This is a genomic window from Undibacterium sp. TC4M20W, assembly GCF_049340245.1.
Taxonomy (GTDB): domain Bacteria; phylum Pseudomonadota; class Gammaproteobacteria; order Burkholderiales; family Burkholderiaceae_D; genus Undibacterium.
The window spans coordinates 74,244-92,652 of record NZ_JBMPPI010000008.1 but is presented as its reverse complement, the minus strand read 5'-3'; the positions used below and the strand labels follow the sequence as shown (position 1 = coordinate 92,652).

Below are 18,409 nucleotides of genomic sequence, written 5' to 3'. Positions count from 1 at the left end.
TAAGAGTGATTCAATTGAATCAAGGCAAATAACGCTACCGATGAATCGGGCGTTGACAGGAATTCTAATTAATTTATAACGTTTATGGATTTTTTTCTGAATTTCTGTGCAAACATTATTTAAATTTTAACTTCTTGCCATTCGCCGGGTAATAAGGGGTGGGTTTCCAGTGAATATCCACCTATGCTGATACGCACCAGGCGCAAAGTTGGCAAGCCAACTGCTGCTGTCATGCGCCTGACCTGACGATTTTTCCCTTCTGATAAAGTCAGGCTTAGCCAGCTGGTAGGAATGTTCGCCCGTTCACGTACCGGCGGATTGCGTGGCCATAGCCATTCTGGCGGATATATATGTTTGACGACGCAGGGCTGGGTCACAAAATCACCAAGGTCCAAAGGCTGACGCAGTTTTTCCAGTGCTTCGCGCGTGGGTGTTCCCTCGACTTGTACCAGATATGTTTTTGGCTGTTTGTGATCGGGGTGGCTGATACGATTTTGTAGCTGGCCGTCATCAGTCAGTAATATCAATCCCTCACTATCTGCGTCAAGCCGGCCAGCGGGATAGATGTGCGGTATCTTGACATAGTCAGCCAGGGTAGGGCGGCTGGGGTGTGCCGAAAACTGGCACATCACATTAAATGGTTTGTTGAGTAAAATCAGTTTCATGGCAATATGGTAACCGTAAAATGCACTTGCATGATTGAACAGTGGTGCATAGTCTGCCATATGAAAAACGAGTGTATGCGAAGATAATTTCCCTTATGCCAATTACTTTGTGTCTGTCCAGGTGAGATTGTCCCAGAGCTTGTCATTTTGTATTTTCAAACTGGGTAATACGTGAAAACCGAAGTCGCCGTGACGCCAGCAAAGCTGACAAACTGATGGCATACGGTAAAATAGTAGTGCATAATACGAAAAGATGGTCTTGTGTCTTATAGAAGAGTGATTACTCTACAAAATATACGCATACAAGGCAAATGATGAGAAAAGCGTGACCCGCTTGATCGCCCAACTACGGAGAAAACGATGTATCAACATATTCAAGTACCTGCTGAAGGTAAACAAATTACCGTCAATGCTGATTTTTCATTGAATGTTCCTGACAATCCTATCATTCCATTCATCGAAGGTGATGGTACTGGCGTCGATATCAGCCCGGTCATGATCAAGGTCGTTGATGCGGCCGTAGCAAAAGCCTATGGCGGCAAACGCAAAATCAGCTGGATGGAAATCTATGCTGGCGAAAAATCCACTAAAGTATATGGCCCTGATGTCTGGTTGCCAGAAGAAACACTGAAAGTCTTGAAAGACTACGTAGTTTCCATCAAAGGCCCATTGACTACGCCAGTTGGCGGCGGCATCCGTTCCCTGAACGTGGCCCTGCGTCAAGAGCTGGACCTGTATGTCTGCCTGCGCCCAGTACGTTATTTCAAAGGCGTGCCATCCCCAGTGCGTGAGCCAGAAAAAACAGACATGGTCATCTTCCGTGAAAATTCTGAAGATATCTATGCTGGTATCGAATTCGCTGAAGGCTCTGATCAGGTTAAAAAACTGATCAAGTTCCTGACAGAAGAAATGGGCGTCAAAAAAATCCGTTTCCCTGAAACTTCCGGTATCGGCGTCAAGCCAGTTTCCCGCGAAGGTACAGAACGTCTGGTACGCAAAGCGATCCAGTACGCCATCGACAATGACAAGCCATCTGTGACTATCGTCCACAAAGGCAACATCATGAAGTACACCGAAGGTGGCTTCCGTGATTGGGCATACGCTCTGGCGCAAAAAGAATTCGGTGCTGAGCTGATCGACGGCGGCCCATGGTGCAAATTCAAGAATCCAAAAACAGGTAAAGAAATCACTGTTAAAGATTCCATCGCTGATGCATTCCTGCAGCAAATCCTGTTGCGTCCTGCAGAATACAGCGTTATCGCTACATTGAACCTGAACGGTGACTATATCTCTGACGCGCTGGCAGCTCAGGTTGGTGGTATTGGTATTGCTCCAGGTGCAAACTTGTCTGACTCTATCGCCATGTTTGAAGCTACTCACGGTACAGCACCTAAGTATGCCGGTAAAGATTATGTGAACCCAGGTTCCCTGATCCTGTCCGCAGAAATGATGTTGCGTCACATGGGTTGGCTGGAAGCGGCTGATCTGTTGATCAGCGCAACAGAAAAAGCCATCACAGCCAAGAAAGTCACTTATGACTTCGCCCGCTTGATGGAAGGCGCGACACAAGTGTCTTGCTCCGGTTTCGGCGATGTCATGATAGAAAACATGTAAATCTGAGTCCGCTGTTTGTTTGTTTGTTTGTTTGTTTGGCAGGAATAAATCCGGCCAGACAGTCAAGACGCAGTCAAAGCCCCCTGTTTTGCGACAGGGGGCTTTTTTGTCGCTTATCTGCACCATGAGCGTGAGATTTAATGAAGTTTTCTTCTACCGGTTTTTAGACAAAAAAACATGTCATTCTGATAGAATCAAGTTGAAAAACAAATCTCGAAGTTGATTTTCAAGGCAGGTATAGTTTGTTGGATCAAGGCTTCGGGACCCGTGTGAGACCACTCCGGTCTGTGTTCCTGTGGCTTATGACAGCAGAATGCTATTCACTTATCTTGATCTTGGATTTCAAGTAAGTGCCCATTCCTCGCATACTTATGACGCCATTCATGACGCCCGCCTTGTTCAAACTGATCAGGCTGAATAAAATATCCTCTATCTCCTTTAAGAGTACTGCTTCTGTACTGTGCATCTGTTTTTGCCTCTGTTTGCTGGTTATGGGCAGTCGTGCCTATGCGGCGCAAACCGAAGTGCAGACGGGCGGCAGGACGCAGGAGTCCCAGCGCTTTGAACGAAACCTGACACGCGGTGAACCAGTGCCCTCATGGGTGGAATTGGATAATGGAAGCCAGGTGGCAAATGCCAGTAATGCAGCGCCACTGGTGATTCGCCTGTCCGATGTCCAGACCTATGTAGATAAGCAGGCGAGCACTTATGTGCATCGCATGATGCAGGCAAATGAAGCCTCTATGCTGACGCAGGTGGGCCGGATTGAGATTCCATTTCATCCTGAATATCAAAAAGTGGGCTTGCACAGCATCCGGGTCATACGGGGCAGTCAGGTATTTGACAAAACGACTACTGCTGATATCCGTTATCTGCAGATGGAAAGTGAACTTGATTCCGGTATTTTTACAGGTTCAGTCACAGCGTCGATTGTGATTGACGACATCCGCGTGGGCGATATTGTCGATATAGCGTATTCAACGACGGGGCAGAATCCGGTTTTTGATGGTCATTTCTTCTCGACCCTGGTATGGGACAACGGCTACCCGATTTTACGCAAGCGCATACGCCTGAACACGCCTGCCAGCAGGCCTGTCAAGTACCGCATTCTTGGCCAGGGCAGTGGCAATATCCAAACCAAAGAAGAGCAGATTGCGGGCCGCAAGATCATTACATTTACTGCAGATCAGATCAAGGCCATAGAGTTTGAGCCCTATGTGCCGCATGACATATTCCAGTTCAGGGTCATACAGTTTTCAGAGTTTTCGCAATGGCAGCAAGTCAATCAGTGGGCACAAAATCTGTTTGATGTGAACACTAATAGCGCTGAGCTTGATAAAGTCGTGGCGGGCCTGCGTGGTACCGGCAACTCAGACCAGACTGTGCAGCAAGCGCTGGCTTATGTACAGAATGAGATACGTTATCTGTCGATTTCCATAGGCGAGAATTCTCACAAGCCTTTTCCTCCAGATGTGGTGCTGGCGCGCCGTTATGGTGATTGCAAGGATAAGTCTTTGTTGCTATCGACGATTTTGCGCAAACTGGGAATAGAGGCGTCCCCGGTTCTGATTTCTGCATCCAATCCAGCAATGCCCGGAAAAATGCTGCCTTCACCTTTGGCATTTGATCATGCAATTGTCAGGGTAAAAGTGAATGGCAAAGTCTATTACCTCGACCCGACCAGGGCAGCCCAGTACGGGCCACTTGCCAATATGGGGCAGGTACATGGCGGGGCTGAAGTACTGGTGATTAACAAGGATACTTTTGAACTTGCCACGATTTCCAAAAATGAAGAGGGTACCGCGACCGTCAATGCACGCCTGGAAAAAATACGCCTGGATAAAATGGATGGGATGGCCGAATTTCAAGTCACACATCAATATTCAGGCATAGAAGCAGAGCAGATACGCTCCTATGTGGCACGGCAAACCAGGGACCAATTAAAAAATGCCTATATCGCCTCAGTGTTAAGGCGGTACCCTGATGCCGAGCTCAAGTCTGGCCCCACTGTAGCTGACAACCGCCAGGCCAATACAGTCAATATTGAATTGAAATTCCAGATACCTGGTTTGCTGGTCAAAAATGCTTCGGGATGGCAGCTGCGTTATCAGGCATCGAATATGCGTGAACGTTTTTATGTTCCCGAAAACCCCAAGCGCAAGCAAGCCCTGGTCGTGCCGACACATCCGCCGCTGATACGCTATGAACTGGAAGCCAGATTGCCAGAAGAGGTCAATGCGAACTACACGCCGTCGATGACAAATATTGATGATACGGCATTCAAGGCAAGTGAAACTTTGACTTTCAAACAGAATATCTTCAAGGTCAGCGTAGAACTGCGCAGCCTGAAAGACAGGGTAGCGCCGCAGGACGTGGTTGATTTCATGGCGAATACCCGCAAAGTCGGTGTCATGCTGGAAGGTAGTATACAGATACGCAAGACAGACTTGCGCGATGCGGCTGCCCGTAAGGTACCTGATGTGGCTAATGTGCCTGATGTGCCGGGTGTGTCTGATATGCCTGATATGCCCATGAAGCAGAGAATCAAGGAGCAACTGGAAGAAGACATCCGCAACAAATCCAGTCTGATCAATGAAGCGCGCGCTAGCGGCAATAGTTCTGCACTGGCTCTTTGCGAACGCGGCCTGGCGTATGCACGAGTGGGGCGCAAGTCTGATGCATTGGTGGATTTGCAAATGGCTAAAAAAGATGGCCTGGATACCCAGGAATATGTGCGCTGCCGCGCAAGTACCTACTTCGCATTTGCTGACTTCAAGAATAGCGAGGCTGACAGCGCACGATTATTGTCGATGGAGGCCGCTGACAGCAGGCTCTACATGTTGCGTGGCATGTCCCTGTATGCCCTGGGAAAATGGAAGGATGCCACAGACAGTTTTGCTTTAGCGATAGAAAAAAGCAGTGGCAGCCAGTCCAAACTGCGCGCCAGCATAATGCGACAGCTTGCACTCAGGCGGCAGAATTTGTCAGTGATAGCAGCGAGCATTAGCGATGGCGGTGACGATTGGCTCAATGACATGTTGTCTGCCACGCAGCCCGGTGGTAAGTCTGAAGACCAGGTATTGCATCAGGTGCATAAACGTACCGGAGATGAGCTGGATATGGCGCTGGCTGAAGCATACTTCTATATCGCGCAATTGAATATGATTAACGGTAACAAGATCAAGGCCCTGGTTTACATGCAAAGGTCTTTTGAAAAAAGCATGCTCAATGCAGATTACAGGCCATTGGCTGAGTTTGAAGCAGAGCGATTGAAGAAAAATAAATAAAACTATTAATGAGGGAGTAATGATGTTGGTGTGTAGATTATTGTTAGTGCTGTTTTTGTCGTCCCTGGTGTCGTTTGCTGGTGCAGCAGGGATACCGATCAAGGATCCGGCTGCAATTGAGGACGTGCAGCAAATTGTCAGTATCTTTGGTATAGACCAGGGGATACAGAACTCCATCCGTCGTGACCTGGAAAATAACAACAGGACAAAACCTGAAATGTATTTTGATCAGGAAATCTATATGCGTCCATTTACTGTGGATGCAATCAATTTGCATATATCGACGGTACTTGCAAAGCATATTTCATCGGATTATGCACAAAAGCTGTTAAAGGAATTGCCCAAGCCTACCGCTAAAATTTCTACCCGCCTCTGGCGCACCGAGATGAACCAGGGCCTTGATGCGGCGCGTAGTGAGTTCAATAAGCTCTCGCCCGCTGACCGCAAGGCGGTCAATGATTTTCGTTCAACGCCAACTTTCCTGAGCATGCTCAATGCCCTGAATAACAGCAAGGAAGAACGCAATGAAGAAATGGCAAACTGGTCGGGCAAGGAAATGCAGGGCCGGGTGCGACAAGCACGCCAGGTTATTGCCGAGTTGATGGAAATCAGCATCAAGCTCGAAAAAGAAGAGATAGATGAAAACGTCAAATTATCTGAACGTATTCCTCTTACTGGCCAGCGCTCTCTGGATCAGGAAGTGCGTTTGACATTTGAATATCTGCGCGCCAATATCAAGCAAAACTTGCGTTTCTCTGAAGAGCTCAAGGCATTGGACCTCGGGGGCTTGTTAAAGCCTGCCAACCTGACGTCGCGTCAAGGTATAGAAAATAGTAATCTGTCTATCCTGGCGGCAGAGACCATGTTTGATAATAATTCCAAGCGTTACGACAGTTTGCGTGCAAGCTATACCGATGCGCTGGAAAGAATCAACATGTCTCCGCAACAGCGCCAGGAAGTCATTGCTAACAATAAAAAGAATATGGAAGAAATTCTCGACTCGAGATTAAAGCGAAATGAACATTTGCGCGCTTTTCTGGAACTGAAGAAACAGGTATTGGCGCTCTGTGAAAGCAGTTTCGGAAAAATAAAAATCGACGGTGATACCTTGCTTTTCGATAATGATCAGGACGTCAATAAATATAACAGTCTGGTCAGGCAGATCAATATAGAAAGACAAGCCTTGCTTGATCTTGAGAAGCAGGACCTGGACGAACGTACCCGCACTCTGGCGACGTTTAAAAAGAAATAAAAAATAGCGCGGCCCGTGATTTATCCGGGGCGGGCATTTATCTTTGATAGCTCTTTTCAGCTCTTCTCATTTGCATGTGCGGCTTGAATTCTATTCAGAGTCAGTCAGTCTTCAGACGATCACATTGCTCAAGGCATAGCGTATAAGGTCAGCCTGGCCTTCGATGTTGAGCTTGCGTTTGATATTGAGCCTGTGGGTTTCCACCGTCCTGACGCTGAGCCCCAGTTCGCGGGCAATGTGTTTATTCGATTTGCCAGTTGCTATGCATTTCAGGATGGATTGCTCTCTCTGCGTCAAAAGCTGGCCGGCATCGCTGCTGGCAGTTTGCCGGTTCAGGCCTGAGCTGAAATATGTGCCCCCGGCGATGACGGTATCGATTGCCTCTATGATTTCTACGGCGGGCGCATCCTTGAGCACGTAGGCGCGGGCACCGGCCTGTATGGACTGATTCACATATTCAGTTTTTTCGTGCATCGACAACATGATCACCGCGATATGCGGGTACTCGGTCTTGAAGCGCGCAGTCAGGCTGATGCCATTACCGGTGCCCAGGTTAATATCCATCAGTATCAAGTCTACAGGGGCGCTGGCAGCGATGGCCAGCGCCTCTTCTGCTGTACCTGCTTCACCAGCTATTCTGATGCTGGCGATGGTCTCCAGCCTTGCTCTTAAGCCGTCCCTGACCAGCGGGTGATCATCAACCAGTAATAAATGCACTTGTCGTACAGGCTGGACCGGTATCTGCTCGGTCATTGGTTGTCTCCATTTGGTATGCAGGCGGTCACGGTAGTGCCGCCGGTATCGGATTGTAATTGCAAACTGCCATTAATCGCAGCCAGACGTTCACGCATATTGCTCAGACCTATGCCACGGTGTGGATGGTTGGCCACGCCCTTGATATCAAAGCCTCGTCCGTCATCGCTGATGATGAGATTGATATTTTCAGCGTCGCTGAGCAAGTGCACATTAACGTGGCTGACTTGCTGGGCATGTTTATGTATATTCGTCAGGGCTTCCTGCGCCACCCGGAACAGGACGGTGTTGCCGATTTCATCAAGTGCATGGAAATCACCAGAAGCATGAAAGCTGACCGGTAAGCCACTGGCGTGCTCAAACTCATCGCTCAGATGTTCAAAGGCGGCCACCAGGCCCAGATCATCGAGCAGGGCGGGGCGGAGATTGTGCGAGATGCGCCTGACCTCGCTGAGCGCTTCATTGAGCTGGTCGGTGGCACGCGCAAATGATAGCTTGGCGGCTTCCGGCCCCGCACTGGCTTGATGCAGTTTGACCTGGCCTGACTCGATTTGCAGTTTAACGGAGACCAGCAGCTGACTCAGACCATCATGCAGGTCACGGGACAGGCGGGCACGCTCATCCTCCTGCGAGCTGACCACGCTTTGTGCGAGCACCTTGAGCTTGGCTTCGGCAAGCCGTGATTCGGTGATGTTCAGGGCCAGGCCGGACAGGGCAATCAGCAAGGCACTGATAATCGCGATGCCAGCAATCCATGACATGGTACTTTGTATGTTTTTTGCCACTTGTACATCAATTTTATTGAGGGCGGTATCAACATCATCAAGGTAGATGCCCGTACCCATCATCCAGCCCCATTTTTCCAGGTGCACCACATAACCGAGTTTGGGCATGACCTTTTGCATGGACGGTTTTTCCCACATATAACGAATGGCCCCACCACCTGCCTTGGCCTTGTTGAGCAGGTTTTGTATGGTCAGGCTGCCCTGGGGGTCAGTCATATTCCACAAGTCCTGGCCTACCAGGTCAGGGCGGCGGGGATGCATGAGGTTTTTGCCATCCATGTCGTAGATGTAAAAATAACCATCATCACCAAAATCCAGGGCAGCCAGTATTTTCTTGGCTTCTTCCTGCGTGGCCGGGCCTTGTTGCTTGCTGTTGTAAAGGTGGGCAATCGCTGCAGTACCCAAGGTGACATAATGCTTGAGTTCAGCTTCCTTACTGGCAATGTAGGCTTGTTCTATCGTGCTTCTTTGCTGTTTTGCCAAAAAAGTGGCTTGATAAAATACCGCCATGGCGATGCCGGCAAAAGCCAGCAGCAGCGGGACAACAGCCAGCAAGATGATTTTATGCCTGAGCTTCATGGGGGAAATCTGGGCCTGCGTTTAATAAATGCATTTGAAAAAGGTATCTACTTTAGCCTTGAACTCCGTTAAAGCAAAATTTAATCAGTGAGAGGAGGGGTGAAAGGGAATAAGAAAATTGCCACTGGACGAAAAAAAGCCCCGCAATGCGGGGCTTTTTAAAAAACCAAAATCTGAGAAAAATCTAAGATTAAGGGTTTTGGATGTTGGAAGCTTGCTTGCCTTTAGGGCCTTGCGTGACTTCGAACGAAACTTTTTGACCTTCTTTCAGGGTCTTGAAGCCGTTCATCTGGATTGCGGAAAAGTGGGCGAACAAATCCTCACCACCGTCATCCGGAGTGATAAAGCCGAAACCTTTGGAATCATTGAACCACTTGACGGTACCTGTTGCCATAATGCATCTTTCAAATAAAAACTAATCACACGAGCCGTAAAAGCAAGAAACCTAGCACTACGCTACCTCCCCCTTGACCTGCTCACTTCATATTGACGATTTACTACTTTATTTGTCAATAAATATCATTCTTGGCGGAAAAAAAGCTAAAGTCAAGAAACTTCTGGTTACATATCAAGTAGTTTTGCAGTACTGTTGTATTTTTACTTAATGACAAGAAAATACCGTGACATTTGATGTGAAGAAATAGTTTTACCATTGAAACTTGATCTAAAGGAATTGATCACCATCTGCGAGGAAAGCAGAAAGCGCGTAACATTGACCAAGGAGAAAATTAAGCCGTTTTTATTCGCTTATTATTTGTCTCTGAAATGAATCAACGTACTAGAATATACGTATGGGAAACAAGCAAGAAAACGGTACGATACTGGAACGTCAGGCACAGAAGTTAAAACCGCCTTCCATGTATCAGGTAACTTTACTCAACGACGACTACACTCCTATGGAGTTTGTGGTGGCGATCGTTCAGGAATATTTTAATAAGGATCGTGAGACTGCCATGCAGATCATGCTCAAGGTGCACAGGGATGGCAAAGGGATATGTGGTGTCTATTCCAAGGATATTGCGCTGACCAAAGTGGAACTCGTTTTAACGCACGCCCGTAAGGCAGGACACCCCCTGCAATGTGTGATGGAGGAAGTATGATTGCGCAAGAACTGGAAGTTAGTTTGCATATGGCCTTTGTCGAGGCCAGGCAGGCTCGTTATGAATTCATCACGGTAGAGCACCTGCTGCTCGCCTTGCTGGATAACCCTTCTGCTGCGGAGGTGCTAAGAGCCTGCGCAGTGAATATCGAGGATTTGCGCAAAACCCTGGGTAATTTCATTACTGATAATACCCCCACCGTACCTGGCACCAATGAGGTTGATACCCAGCCTACGCTTGGTTTCCAGCGCGTGATACAGCGCGCCATCATGCATGTGCAGTCAGCATCGAATGGCAAGAAAGAGGTGACTGGTGCGAATGTACTGGTTGCCATCTTCGGTGAAAAAGATTCGCATGCTGTGTATTATTTACATCAGCAGGGTGTGACACGTCTCGACGTCGTCAACTTCATTTCGCATGGTGTGCGTAAAGACAGCCATAACGAAGTGCCTAAATCACCTGAAGGCAGCGAAGAAAACCAGGCTGAAGCGCAAGCCAAGGAAAATCCGCTGGATCAGTTCACCCAGAACCTGAACAAGGCAGCTGCTGAAGGCAAGATAGATCCGTTGATAGGCCGCGACAATGAAGTTGAGCGCGTTATCCAGATTCTTTGCCGTCGCCGTAAAAATAATCCTTTGCTGGTGGGTGAAGCCGGTGTTGGTAAAACAGCTATTGCCGAAGGCCTGGCATGGCGTATCACCCAGAGTGATGTACCTGATATTTTGCAAAACGCCGTTGTCTATTCTCTGGACATGGGCGCTTTGCTGGCCGGTACCAAATACCGTGGCGACTTCGAGTTACGTCTCAAGGGCGTGCTCAAGCAGTTGAAAGACACGCCCAACGGCATTCTGTTCATTGATGAAATTCATACCATCATTGGTGCTGGCTCAGCATCGGGCGGTACGCTGGATGCGTCCAACCTCTTGAAACCAGCCTTGTCCAGTGGACAACTGAAATGCATAGGTGCGACCACTTACACAGAATACCGTGGCGTCTTTGAAAAAGACCATGCTCTGGCGCGCCGCTTCCAGAAGATCGATGTCAATGAACCAACGGTAGAGCAAACTGTGCAAATTTTGCGCGGCTTGAAATCCAAGTTTGAGGAGCATCATAACGTCAAGTATTCAGCATCTGCGCTGACGACGGCGGCAGAACTGTCGGCACGTTTCATCAATGATCGCCATTTGCCTGACAAGGCTATTGATGTCATCGACGAGGCTGGTGCTGCGCAGCGTATTTTGCCCAAGTCCAAGCAAAAGAAAACCATAGGCAAGGCCGATATCGAAGACATCATTTCGAAAATTGCCCGTATTCCGCCACAGACCGTCAATCAGGATGACCGCAGCAAGCTGCAAACCATAGAACGCGACCTGAAAAATGTCGTGTTTGGCCAGGAGCCTGCAATTGAAGCACTGGCTTCATCGATCAAGATGGCACGTGCTGGTCTCGGCAAGACAGATAAGCCTATTGGTTCTTTCCTGTTTTCCGGTCCTACCGGTGTTGGTAAAACCGAGGTTGCCAAGCAATTGGCCTTTACCCTGGGTATAGAGCTGATCCGCTTTGACATGTCTGAATATATGGAGCGTCATGCCGTCAGCCGTCTGATTGGTGCGCCTCCGGGTTATGTCGGCTTTGATCAGGGTGGTTTGATGACTGAGGCCATCACCAAAAAACCACATGCCGTGTTGTTGCTGGATGAAATTGAAAAAGCCCATCCTGATGTTTTCAACATCTTGTTGCAGGTGATGGACCATGGCACGTTAACAGATAACAACGGTCGCAAGGCAGATTTCCGCAATGTCATTATTATCATGACGACAAATGCGGGCGCTGAAAGTTTGCAAAAACGTTCTATCGGTTTCAACGACAGCAAAGAAGCTGGCGATGAAATGGCTGATATCAAACGCATGTTTACGCCTGAGTTCCGTAACCGTCTGGATGCCATTATCAGCTTCCGCGCACTCGACGAAGAGATCATCTTGCGTGTGGTCGATAAGTTCCTCATGCAGCTCGAAGAGCAATTGCATGAGAAAAAAGTTGAAGCCACATTTACTGAAAACCTGCGCAAGTTCCTCGGCAAAAAAGGCTTCGATCCTTTGATGGGTGCCCGCCCTATGGCACGATTGATACAGGATATGATACGTAAAGCCTTGGCGGATGAGCTCTTATTCGGTAAGCTGGTGACAGGCGGACGTGTGATTGTCGATCTTGATGATAAAGACCAGGTCAAACTGGAATTTTCTGAAGGCGATGCCACCCCACCTGAGGCATCTCAAGAGGTGGTAGAAGTAGAATAATTCCACCCTTGTCTGCCCCGGCTACGGCCGGGGTTTTTCATTAATTCTGTATATTTTTGCGTGATGGAGACAAGTATGGCAGGCCTGACACTTCCCACATATGTACTTGAATATACAACCAAGACCATAGACGCAGTTCTATCCCAGGCCGCCCTGGAAGGAAATGAAGTTGAAGTTGATGTCTATGAACGTAGCGATGTCAGCAAGAAGCATGTCGCACTTGGCAAGCGCCTGAAAGGTGACAGTGATATGTTCCGCGTCTCGGTAGGTTCTCATGATGACGACTGGAATTACACCATCCTGCGTGAATCTGCGGGGCGCAGCCGCAAACTGAAAAAGTAGTTGTACAAATAAAAAGCCCGGATCAGATAGAATTGAACCGGGCTTTTGCTTTTTCAGCCAGCGCTGGTTTCTATGATGGGCGAGCTGGTGATGGTCTTATGTACAGGGCATTTCGCTGCAATAGCGACCAGTCTTGTCCTTTGTTCTTCTGTTAAATCTGCACCATGCAGGATAACTTCTTTCTTGAAGATATCCTGCACACCTTCCTTGTGATGCGTCAATTTGACTTCTACCTTGTCCAAAGGCCATTGATGCTGGTTCGCATACCAGCGCACGGTCATGGCTGTGCACTCACCCAGAGCTGCAGTCAATAAGTCGAATGGGGCGGGGCCCAGATTGCCGCCGCCGGCATCCGGTGGCTCGTCGCCTTTGATCTGGTGGTTAGAGACATTGATATCTACGGCAAAAGCGGTTTCGCCGGTTTCCGTGACATGGGCAAAGATGGTTTTATCTGACATGTTGCTTCCTATTCTGGTAATGGAATAAATTCATTGTCGCCTGGTACTTTAGCAAAGCGCCCAGCCTTCCAGTCGGCTTTTGCCTGCTCTATGCGCGCTTCTGAAGTCGAGACAAAATTCCAGAAAATATAGCGTTGTTCAGGCAATGTTGCTCCACCCAGCAATACCAGATGGGCATCGCTGGTCGCTGTAATAATCACTTCTGCGCCTTCCTCGAAAACTGGCATGGTGCGTTCTTCAACGGCTTCATCATTGATGCTGATCTGGCCTGAGATCAGATACAAAGCACGTTCAGCATATTCTGCAGGTACTTGCAACTGTGTACCCGCAGGCATTTTTGCCTCTACATAAAACAACGGGCTGAAAATTTTAACGGGAGCGGTGTGCCCATAGGCAGAACCGGCAATCAGTTTCAGTGCCACCTGGCCAATATCAAACACCGGCAAACTCTCTGACGCATGATGATGAAACGAGGGCTCAACCTCTTCAAATTCCTTGGGCAAGGCCACCCAGCTTTGCAGGCCATGTACTGTGCGTGTCTGCGCACGTTGCGCATCGCTATTGCGTTCTGAATGGGTAATGCCGCGTCCAGCAGTCATCCAGTTGACTGCACCAGCCAGTATCTCTTGTTCTGAGCCCAGGCTGTCGCGATGGTACATGCTGCCTTCAAACAGATAGGTGACTGTTGCCAGACCTATGTGGGGATGGGGACGTACATCCATGCCTTGTCCTGCCTCAAATTGTGCCGGGCCCATGTGGTCAAGAAAAATGAAGGGGCCAACCAGGTGTCGTTTGGCAAAAGGCAAAATGCGCCCTACAGTAAAACCGCCAAGGTCTTTCGTGCGTGCGGAGATGGTCAGGCTGATGACGCTCATGATGGATTTCCAATAAAGATTTGCAGGGATGCTCAAGTCGCACAGAGCGCTGGCTTCAAGTACTCGGCTTGAATAAACATCGCTTGATAATGATGTCGCTTAATTTCATTTAATTAGCATTCTAATCCAGATTGATCATTGCAGCTCTGCCCAAGTACGGCAGGTTTTATCGCATCGACACTTGATCATCTTGCTTTACAATGTAACAAGCAGATTTATACTTAATTTGATTCTTACTTTTCAATAAGGACATCATCATGAAATTACTCGCCTTCGCCGCCAGCAGCAGCAAAAAATCCATCAACAAGCAACTGGTCACTTATGCCGCCAAACAGGTCGCGGGTGCCGAAGTTGAATTACTGGATTTGAATGACTATGAACTGCCTTTGTTTAGCGTTGATAAAGAAGCTGACCTGGGCAAGCCAGCACTGGCGCTGGCTTTTTTGGACAAGATCGCTGCCAGTGACGCTATCCTGATTTCTTTTGCTGAACATAATGGCTCTTACAGCGCTGCCTATAAAAACCTGTTTGACTGGTGCTCTCGTGCCAATGGCAAGGTGTTTCAGGGCAAGCCCATGGTCATGCTATCGACTTCGCCAGGCGCACGTGGTGGTGCCAGTGTACTGGCTGCCGCTACAGGATCTGCGCCATTTTTTGGTGGGCAACTGAAGGCAAGTTTGTCTGTACCTGCCTTCCATGATAATTTTGATGTGGAGAAGCAGGAATTGAAGAATGAGGAATTGAAAGTTAAATTGCTAGCGGCGCTGGCAACTCTGGCTTGAGTCTGAAGCTGCTTGATTTTTGAATCCTTTTGCGAATTGAAAGGAAATTCTACTCCAGCTTTTCAACAAGGGAATATGGGGGACGATACTGCCCCCCCACAATGATGCTGGCTTCTAACCGCCATGCACCATTTTGTGTATCAGCGTCAGATCAAAGTGATGTGCCACGATGAATAAAGTAATCAGGAAAACGATGACGGCAATCGCAATGGTGGTAGATTTTTTCATATAGTACTTTCAAAGAATAAAAGAGTTCAATGCGCAAAACTGGCGCGTATGCTTAAACGTGACGCTTTCCAGGCCGGATAAGCTGAAGCCAGAACAGCGCCGCTTGTGACGATGAATAACCATATCCACAAAGATTTTTGTGAGATGACCAGAGGAAAGGCTTCGTCAAATAGCAGATTGCCCAAAAACGCGCTGATGCTTGCTGACAAAGGCAGCGCCATGGCAACGGCAATGCCAAAGCTCATCAGGGCGATGAACAGACCTTCTGCAATGACGTTGCGTATTACTACACCAGGGCTGGCACCGATACTACGCATGACGCCAAACTCACGAGTACGTTCTGCGACATTGCTACTCATGGATGAGCCTAAGCCAAGTACGCCAACCAGCGCCATCAGGATAGAAATAAATAGCAAGGCGTTGACCAGAAGATCAAAGTGATCGTCAACTTCCTGGCGCAGCATGTTTTCCGTAATGCTCGCACTGATACGTATGTCTTGCCTGCTCAAAGCCGCTTCAATTTGCTTTGTGATTGCATCTATCGTTTTTGGATCATGCTGATCCATTACTACACGAAAGCTTCTGTAAAGCTCACTCTGACTGGTTAATTTGGCGTAAGTGGCAGGCGATACATAAGCCATTGCGCCAGTCATTTTCTGTCGGGCGATACCGGCCACACGCAAGCTGGCTGTCTTGTCACGTACTCCCAGGGTAATGGTATCGCCGACTATAGCCTTGGGAAATGATTCCAGTGCCTTGTTGTTTAACACTACCGTATCAAGGTCATTTCCTGTACTACTCTTTACTTCACTAAACCACTGCCCACTTTGCATCGTCAGGCTGATCAGTTTGCTGCCATCGGGAATAGCGGTCACATTGAGTGAGCCGTGGCCGCCATCAGGATAGGTTCTCTCAATATTCAAACCGTCTGGCCTGTGTCGTGCTACGGCGCTACTACTCCAGGCTTCGACCAGGTTCACGCCAGAGACGGTGCCGATAATGAGAATGATTTTATTCTTGTCTTCCGGTTTGCTTAAATGAATTTCAAGATCATAGTGACGTTCTGCGGCTGCCTCTACCAGGTGTTCCTGCGATGCCTTCCTGACGTTAAGACTACTGATAAACATCGCTCCGGCAGTCGCTAGCAAAGCCAGCGTGAGCATCAAACGACCACGGCTCCTGAAGCTGTTTCGGAATGACATCAGCATGCCGCGATCCAGTCCGGGCAAATGATATAGCCAGTTGCCGAAAGCTTTTTCCGTAAAAAATTTCCCTGCCGTGCCAAAGTCAGTCATTGCAGTATGCGCACTTACATTGCATGCTCTGGAAATAGGTAATACTGCCATGCAAAGCGGAACTAGTACTCCAGCCATGATCAGTACCAGATATGCATAGTCAGGGACTGCGCCACTATTCATATTGAAATTAAGTACACTCACTAAAATTTGTTGAGAAAAGGCGCGACCTGCCGCCAAGCCAGCTGGTGCGCCTATGCAAGTCGCCAGCAAGCCTATGATCAAGACGAAGCTGAGATATAAGGCGGAGATTTGCGAAGTTCGCGCACCTATGGTTTTCATCACACCGATCTGGCGCACTTGTTGTGCCAGCATACTTTCAATGATAGTCGCGGTCAGCACCGCACTCAGCACCAATGCAATGCCACTAAACACCAGTAACATTCCCAGTATGGAAGTCATGATCAGTTGGTGCGGATGTTCACCGGGTGGCGGTATTCTGATGCGTTCTACGACATGCCCTTGTTGCTGTATCCAAAGTGCCAGGCTGCTGGCAATTTGCTCGATAGCATCGATGTCAAAGGGATTATTGCGGACGGTAATTTTCAAATCATGCATACCACCCCTGATACCCAGAGCTGCCATGGTATCTGGCGTTGCGTAGGCAAAGGCAGACATGCTGGGTACGGGCACGCCCGGGTCATGTGCGCTGCCGGAGACAGTTATTTGGCGTTGGCTACCATCCGCCATTTTCAATTGCAGCACATCACCTGTTTTCAGTTTCAACTTCTTTAAGGAGTCTTTTTCTAAAAGTAGTGTGCCTGGCGGTGGTGGCCATGCACCAGTTTCTGGAAAAATACTATTGATACGCAGTTCTTTAAAGTCATCGACGATCATCAGGTTGAGCGCTTGCAAACGACCATCTGCCAGTTGTATGCCCGCATCCACTTTCGCACTGGCTTGCGCAGCCGCTATGCCAGGGAAATTGCGTATAGCCTGAATCAACTGAGCGTCGATATTATCTATCCTCAACGTGGCGGAAGCTGGATTGGTAGCCAGATAGTTTTGCCGGATTTCACGTATCAATATGGTATAGCTGACTAGCATGGTGGCAAGACCAAACACACCTGCAGCGATGGCCAGTATCATCATGGCAGTACGGCCAGGCATTAATTGCGCGTCGCGCGCCAGTTTCATCCAGCGAGGCTTATGCAACATATTGCCTCCCGCAAGTTGGGTCGGAAATGCGTTCTGCTGCATTGCGGAGTTCTCCATCTGCCATGTTGACGCTGCGGCTAAAATAATGGCTATAGTCGCGCTCATGGGTCACCATCAACACGGTTTTTCCTTCCACCACCAATTGCGCGAATAATTGCATGATGCTATTTGCTGTTTCCGTATCAAGATTACCGGTAGGTTCATCTGCCACCAGAATCTGCGGATCATTTGCCAGTGCTCTGGCAATGGCAGCACGCTGTTGCTGACCACCAGACAAGCTGCTGGGTAATTTGTTGGCTTGATCGCCTATCCCCAGCTTTTCCAGCAATGCGATGGCGCGCGGCTTGCGTTCGCGAGGCAGGTACATATTGCAAAAATCCATGGGGAGCATGACGTTTTCGGCTATGGTCAAGGTGGGGAGTAGTTGAAAAAATTGAAAAATAATGCCGACGTTTTTACCGCGCCAGGTCGCCAGTTCGCTTTGTTTTAAAGTATGCACCGGAGTGGCACCTATCAATATTTCTCCTGAGTTGACGTGGTCAATACCTGTCATGACGTTCATCAAAGTCGATTTTCCACTACCAGATTTACCGATGATGGCGACAAATTCCCCTTCTCGTATCTCCAGACTGATGTTTTTAAGGGCCATGAATGCGCCTGATGCAGTCTCGTATGTTTTACATATGTCTTTTAATACGATCAATGGTCTTGCTATTGTTTGTATTGGCATTTTTTTTCCATATGATTTGATAGGCGCATTTGCCAGCGGGATACTGTGCAGAACTGCGACTGAAGCTATTTAATTCCTGCGGTGTTTCTGTTGTGTGTCCGTGCATGGCACTTCTTGCAACGCCATGTTTCCAGGAACGAACAGAAACAATCCAGAAACAAATATGGAGAAAAAATGTACCGATTTGATGAATAAATCAGTTATAAAGC

At 48.4% G+C, this 18,409-nt stretch carries 15 protein-coding genes; 7 read left to right on the top strand and 8 right to left on the bottom strand.

Annotated features, from left to right (window positions below):
- Positions 1-119: 119 nt before the first annotated feature.
- Positions 120-665 (bottom strand): pseudouridine synthase, encoded by a 546-nt coding sequence (locus ACO0LL_RS12460; RefSeq protein WP_422951179.1) that lies wholly within the window; start codon positions 663-665, stop codon positions 120-122.
- 360 nt (positions 666-1,025) lie between these two features.
- On the opposite strand from ACO0LL_RS12460, the gene icd reads away from it, so the two are divergent.
- The 3 genes from icd (at position 1,026) to ACO0LL_RS12445 (ending at position 6,818) form a co-directional block, all read left to right on the top strand.
- Entirely contained in the window at positions 1,026-2,279 is a 1,254-nt protein-coding gene (gene icd / locus ACO0LL_RS12455; RefSeq protein ID WP_422942419.1) for an NADP-dependent isocitrate dehydrogenase, read from the top strand.
- Positions 2,280-2,650: 371 nt separating this feature from the next.
- Positions 2,651-5,566, top strand: a complete 2,916-nt coding sequence (locus tag ACO0LL_RS12450; protein ID WP_422951178.1) for a DUF3857 domain-containing protein — start codon at positions 2,651-2,653, stop codon at positions 5,564-5,566.
- A 22-nt stretch (positions 5,567-5,588) separates the two neighbouring features.
- Positions 5,589-6,818, top strand: coding sequence for a hypothetical protein (locus ACO0LL_RS12445; protein WP_422951177.1), 1,230 nt, complete (start codon positions 5,589-5,591; stop codon positions 6,816-6,818).
- Between the two features lie 111 nt (positions 6,819-6,929).
- Here ACO0LL_RS12445 and ACO0LL_RS12440 read toward each other — a convergent pair whose 3' ends face one another.
- The 3 genes from ACO0LL_RS12440 to ACO0LL_RS12430 form a co-directional block, all read right to left on the bottom strand.
- A complete protein-coding gene (locus ACO0LL_RS12440; RefSeq protein WP_422951176.1) occupies positions 6,930-7,571 on the bottom strand; it encodes a response regulator transcription factor in 642 nt (213 codons plus the stop codon).
- Entirely contained in the window at positions 7,568-8,935 is a 1,368-nt protein-coding gene (locus ACO0LL_RS12435; RefSeq protein WP_422951175.1) for a cache domain-containing protein, read from the bottom strand. The genes ACO0LL_RS12440 and ACO0LL_RS12435 overlap by 4 nt, the downstream gene beginning before the upstream one ends.
- Positions 8,936-9,125: 190 nt before the next feature.
- A complete protein-coding gene (locus tag ACO0LL_RS12430; RefSeq protein WP_110257373.1) occupies positions 9,126-9,329 on the bottom strand; it encodes a cold-shock protein in 204 nt (67 codons plus the stop codon).
- A 397-nt stretch (positions 9,330-9,726) separates the two neighbouring features.
- Here ACO0LL_RS12430 and clpS point away from each other — a divergent pair, with 397 nt between their 5' ends.
- From clpS to ACO0LL_RS12415, 3 genes are all read left to right on the top strand, one after another.
- The gene (gene clpS, locus ACO0LL_RS12425; protein ID WP_422951174.1) at positions 9,727-10,035 is read left to right on the top strand and encodes an ATP-dependent Clp protease adapter ClpS; all 309 of its coding nucleotides are present in this window, start codon (positions 9,727-9,729) and stop codon (positions 10,033-10,035) included.
- On the top strand, positions 10,032-12,332 hold the full coding sequence (clpA, locus tag ACO0LL_RS12420; RefSeq protein WP_422951173.1) for an ATP-dependent Clp protease ATP-binding subunit ClpA: 2,301 nt from the start codon (positions 10,032-10,034) through the stop codon (positions 12,330-12,332). The genes clpS and clpA overlap by 4 nt, the downstream gene beginning before the upstream one ends.
- Before the next feature lie 75 nt (positions 12,333-12,407).
- Positions 12,408-12,674 (top strand): hypothetical protein, encoded by a 267-nt coding sequence (locus ACO0LL_RS12415; protein WP_422951172.1) that lies wholly within the window; start codon positions 12,408-12,410, stop codon positions 12,672-12,674.
- Between the two features lie 53 nt (positions 12,675-12,727).
- Here ACO0LL_RS12415 and ACO0LL_RS12410 read toward each other — a convergent pair whose 3' ends face one another.
- Together ACO0LL_RS12410 and ACO0LL_RS12405 are read right to left on the bottom strand one after the other, a co-directional pair.
- Complete coding sequence (locus ACO0LL_RS12410) at positions 12,728-13,132, bottom strand: OsmC family protein (RefSeq protein WP_422951171.1); 405 nt, start codon at positions 13,130-13,132, stop codon at positions 12,728-12,730.
- An 8-nt stretch (positions 13,133-13,140) separates the two neighbouring features.
- Entirely contained in the window at positions 13,141-14,007 is an 867-nt protein-coding gene (locus tag ACO0LL_RS12405; protein WP_422951170.1) for a pirin family protein, read from the bottom strand.
- A 257-nt stretch (positions 14,008-14,264) separates the two neighbouring features.
- Between ACO0LL_RS12405 and ACO0LL_RS12400 the strand changes: the two genes are divergently transcribed.
- Entirely contained in the window at positions 14,265-14,789 is a 525-nt protein-coding gene (locus tag ACO0LL_RS12400; protein WP_422951169.1) for an NADPH-dependent FMN reductase, read from the top strand.
- A gap of 254 nt (positions 14,790-15,043) precedes the next feature.
- Here the strand turns inward: ACO0LL_RS12400 and ACO0LL_RS12395 are convergent, their stop codons facing one another.
- Together ACO0LL_RS12395 and ACO0LL_RS12390 are read right to left on the bottom strand one after the other, a co-directional pair.
- Complete coding sequence (locus ACO0LL_RS12395) at positions 15,044-17,470, bottom strand: ABC transporter permease (RefSeq protein WP_422951168.1); 2,427 nt, start codon at positions 17,468-17,470, stop codon at positions 15,044-15,046.
- Positions 17,460-18,119 carry an ABC transporter ATP-binding protein gene (locus tag ACO0LL_RS12390; protein WP_422951167.1) on the bottom strand — a complete coding sequence of 220 codons (660 nt, stop codon included), beginning with the start codon at positions 18,117-18,119 and terminating at the stop codon, positions 17,460-17,462. The genes ACO0LL_RS12395 and ACO0LL_RS12390 overlap by 11 nt, the downstream gene beginning before the upstream one ends.
- Between the last annotated feature and the right edge of the window lie 290 nt (positions 18,120-18,409).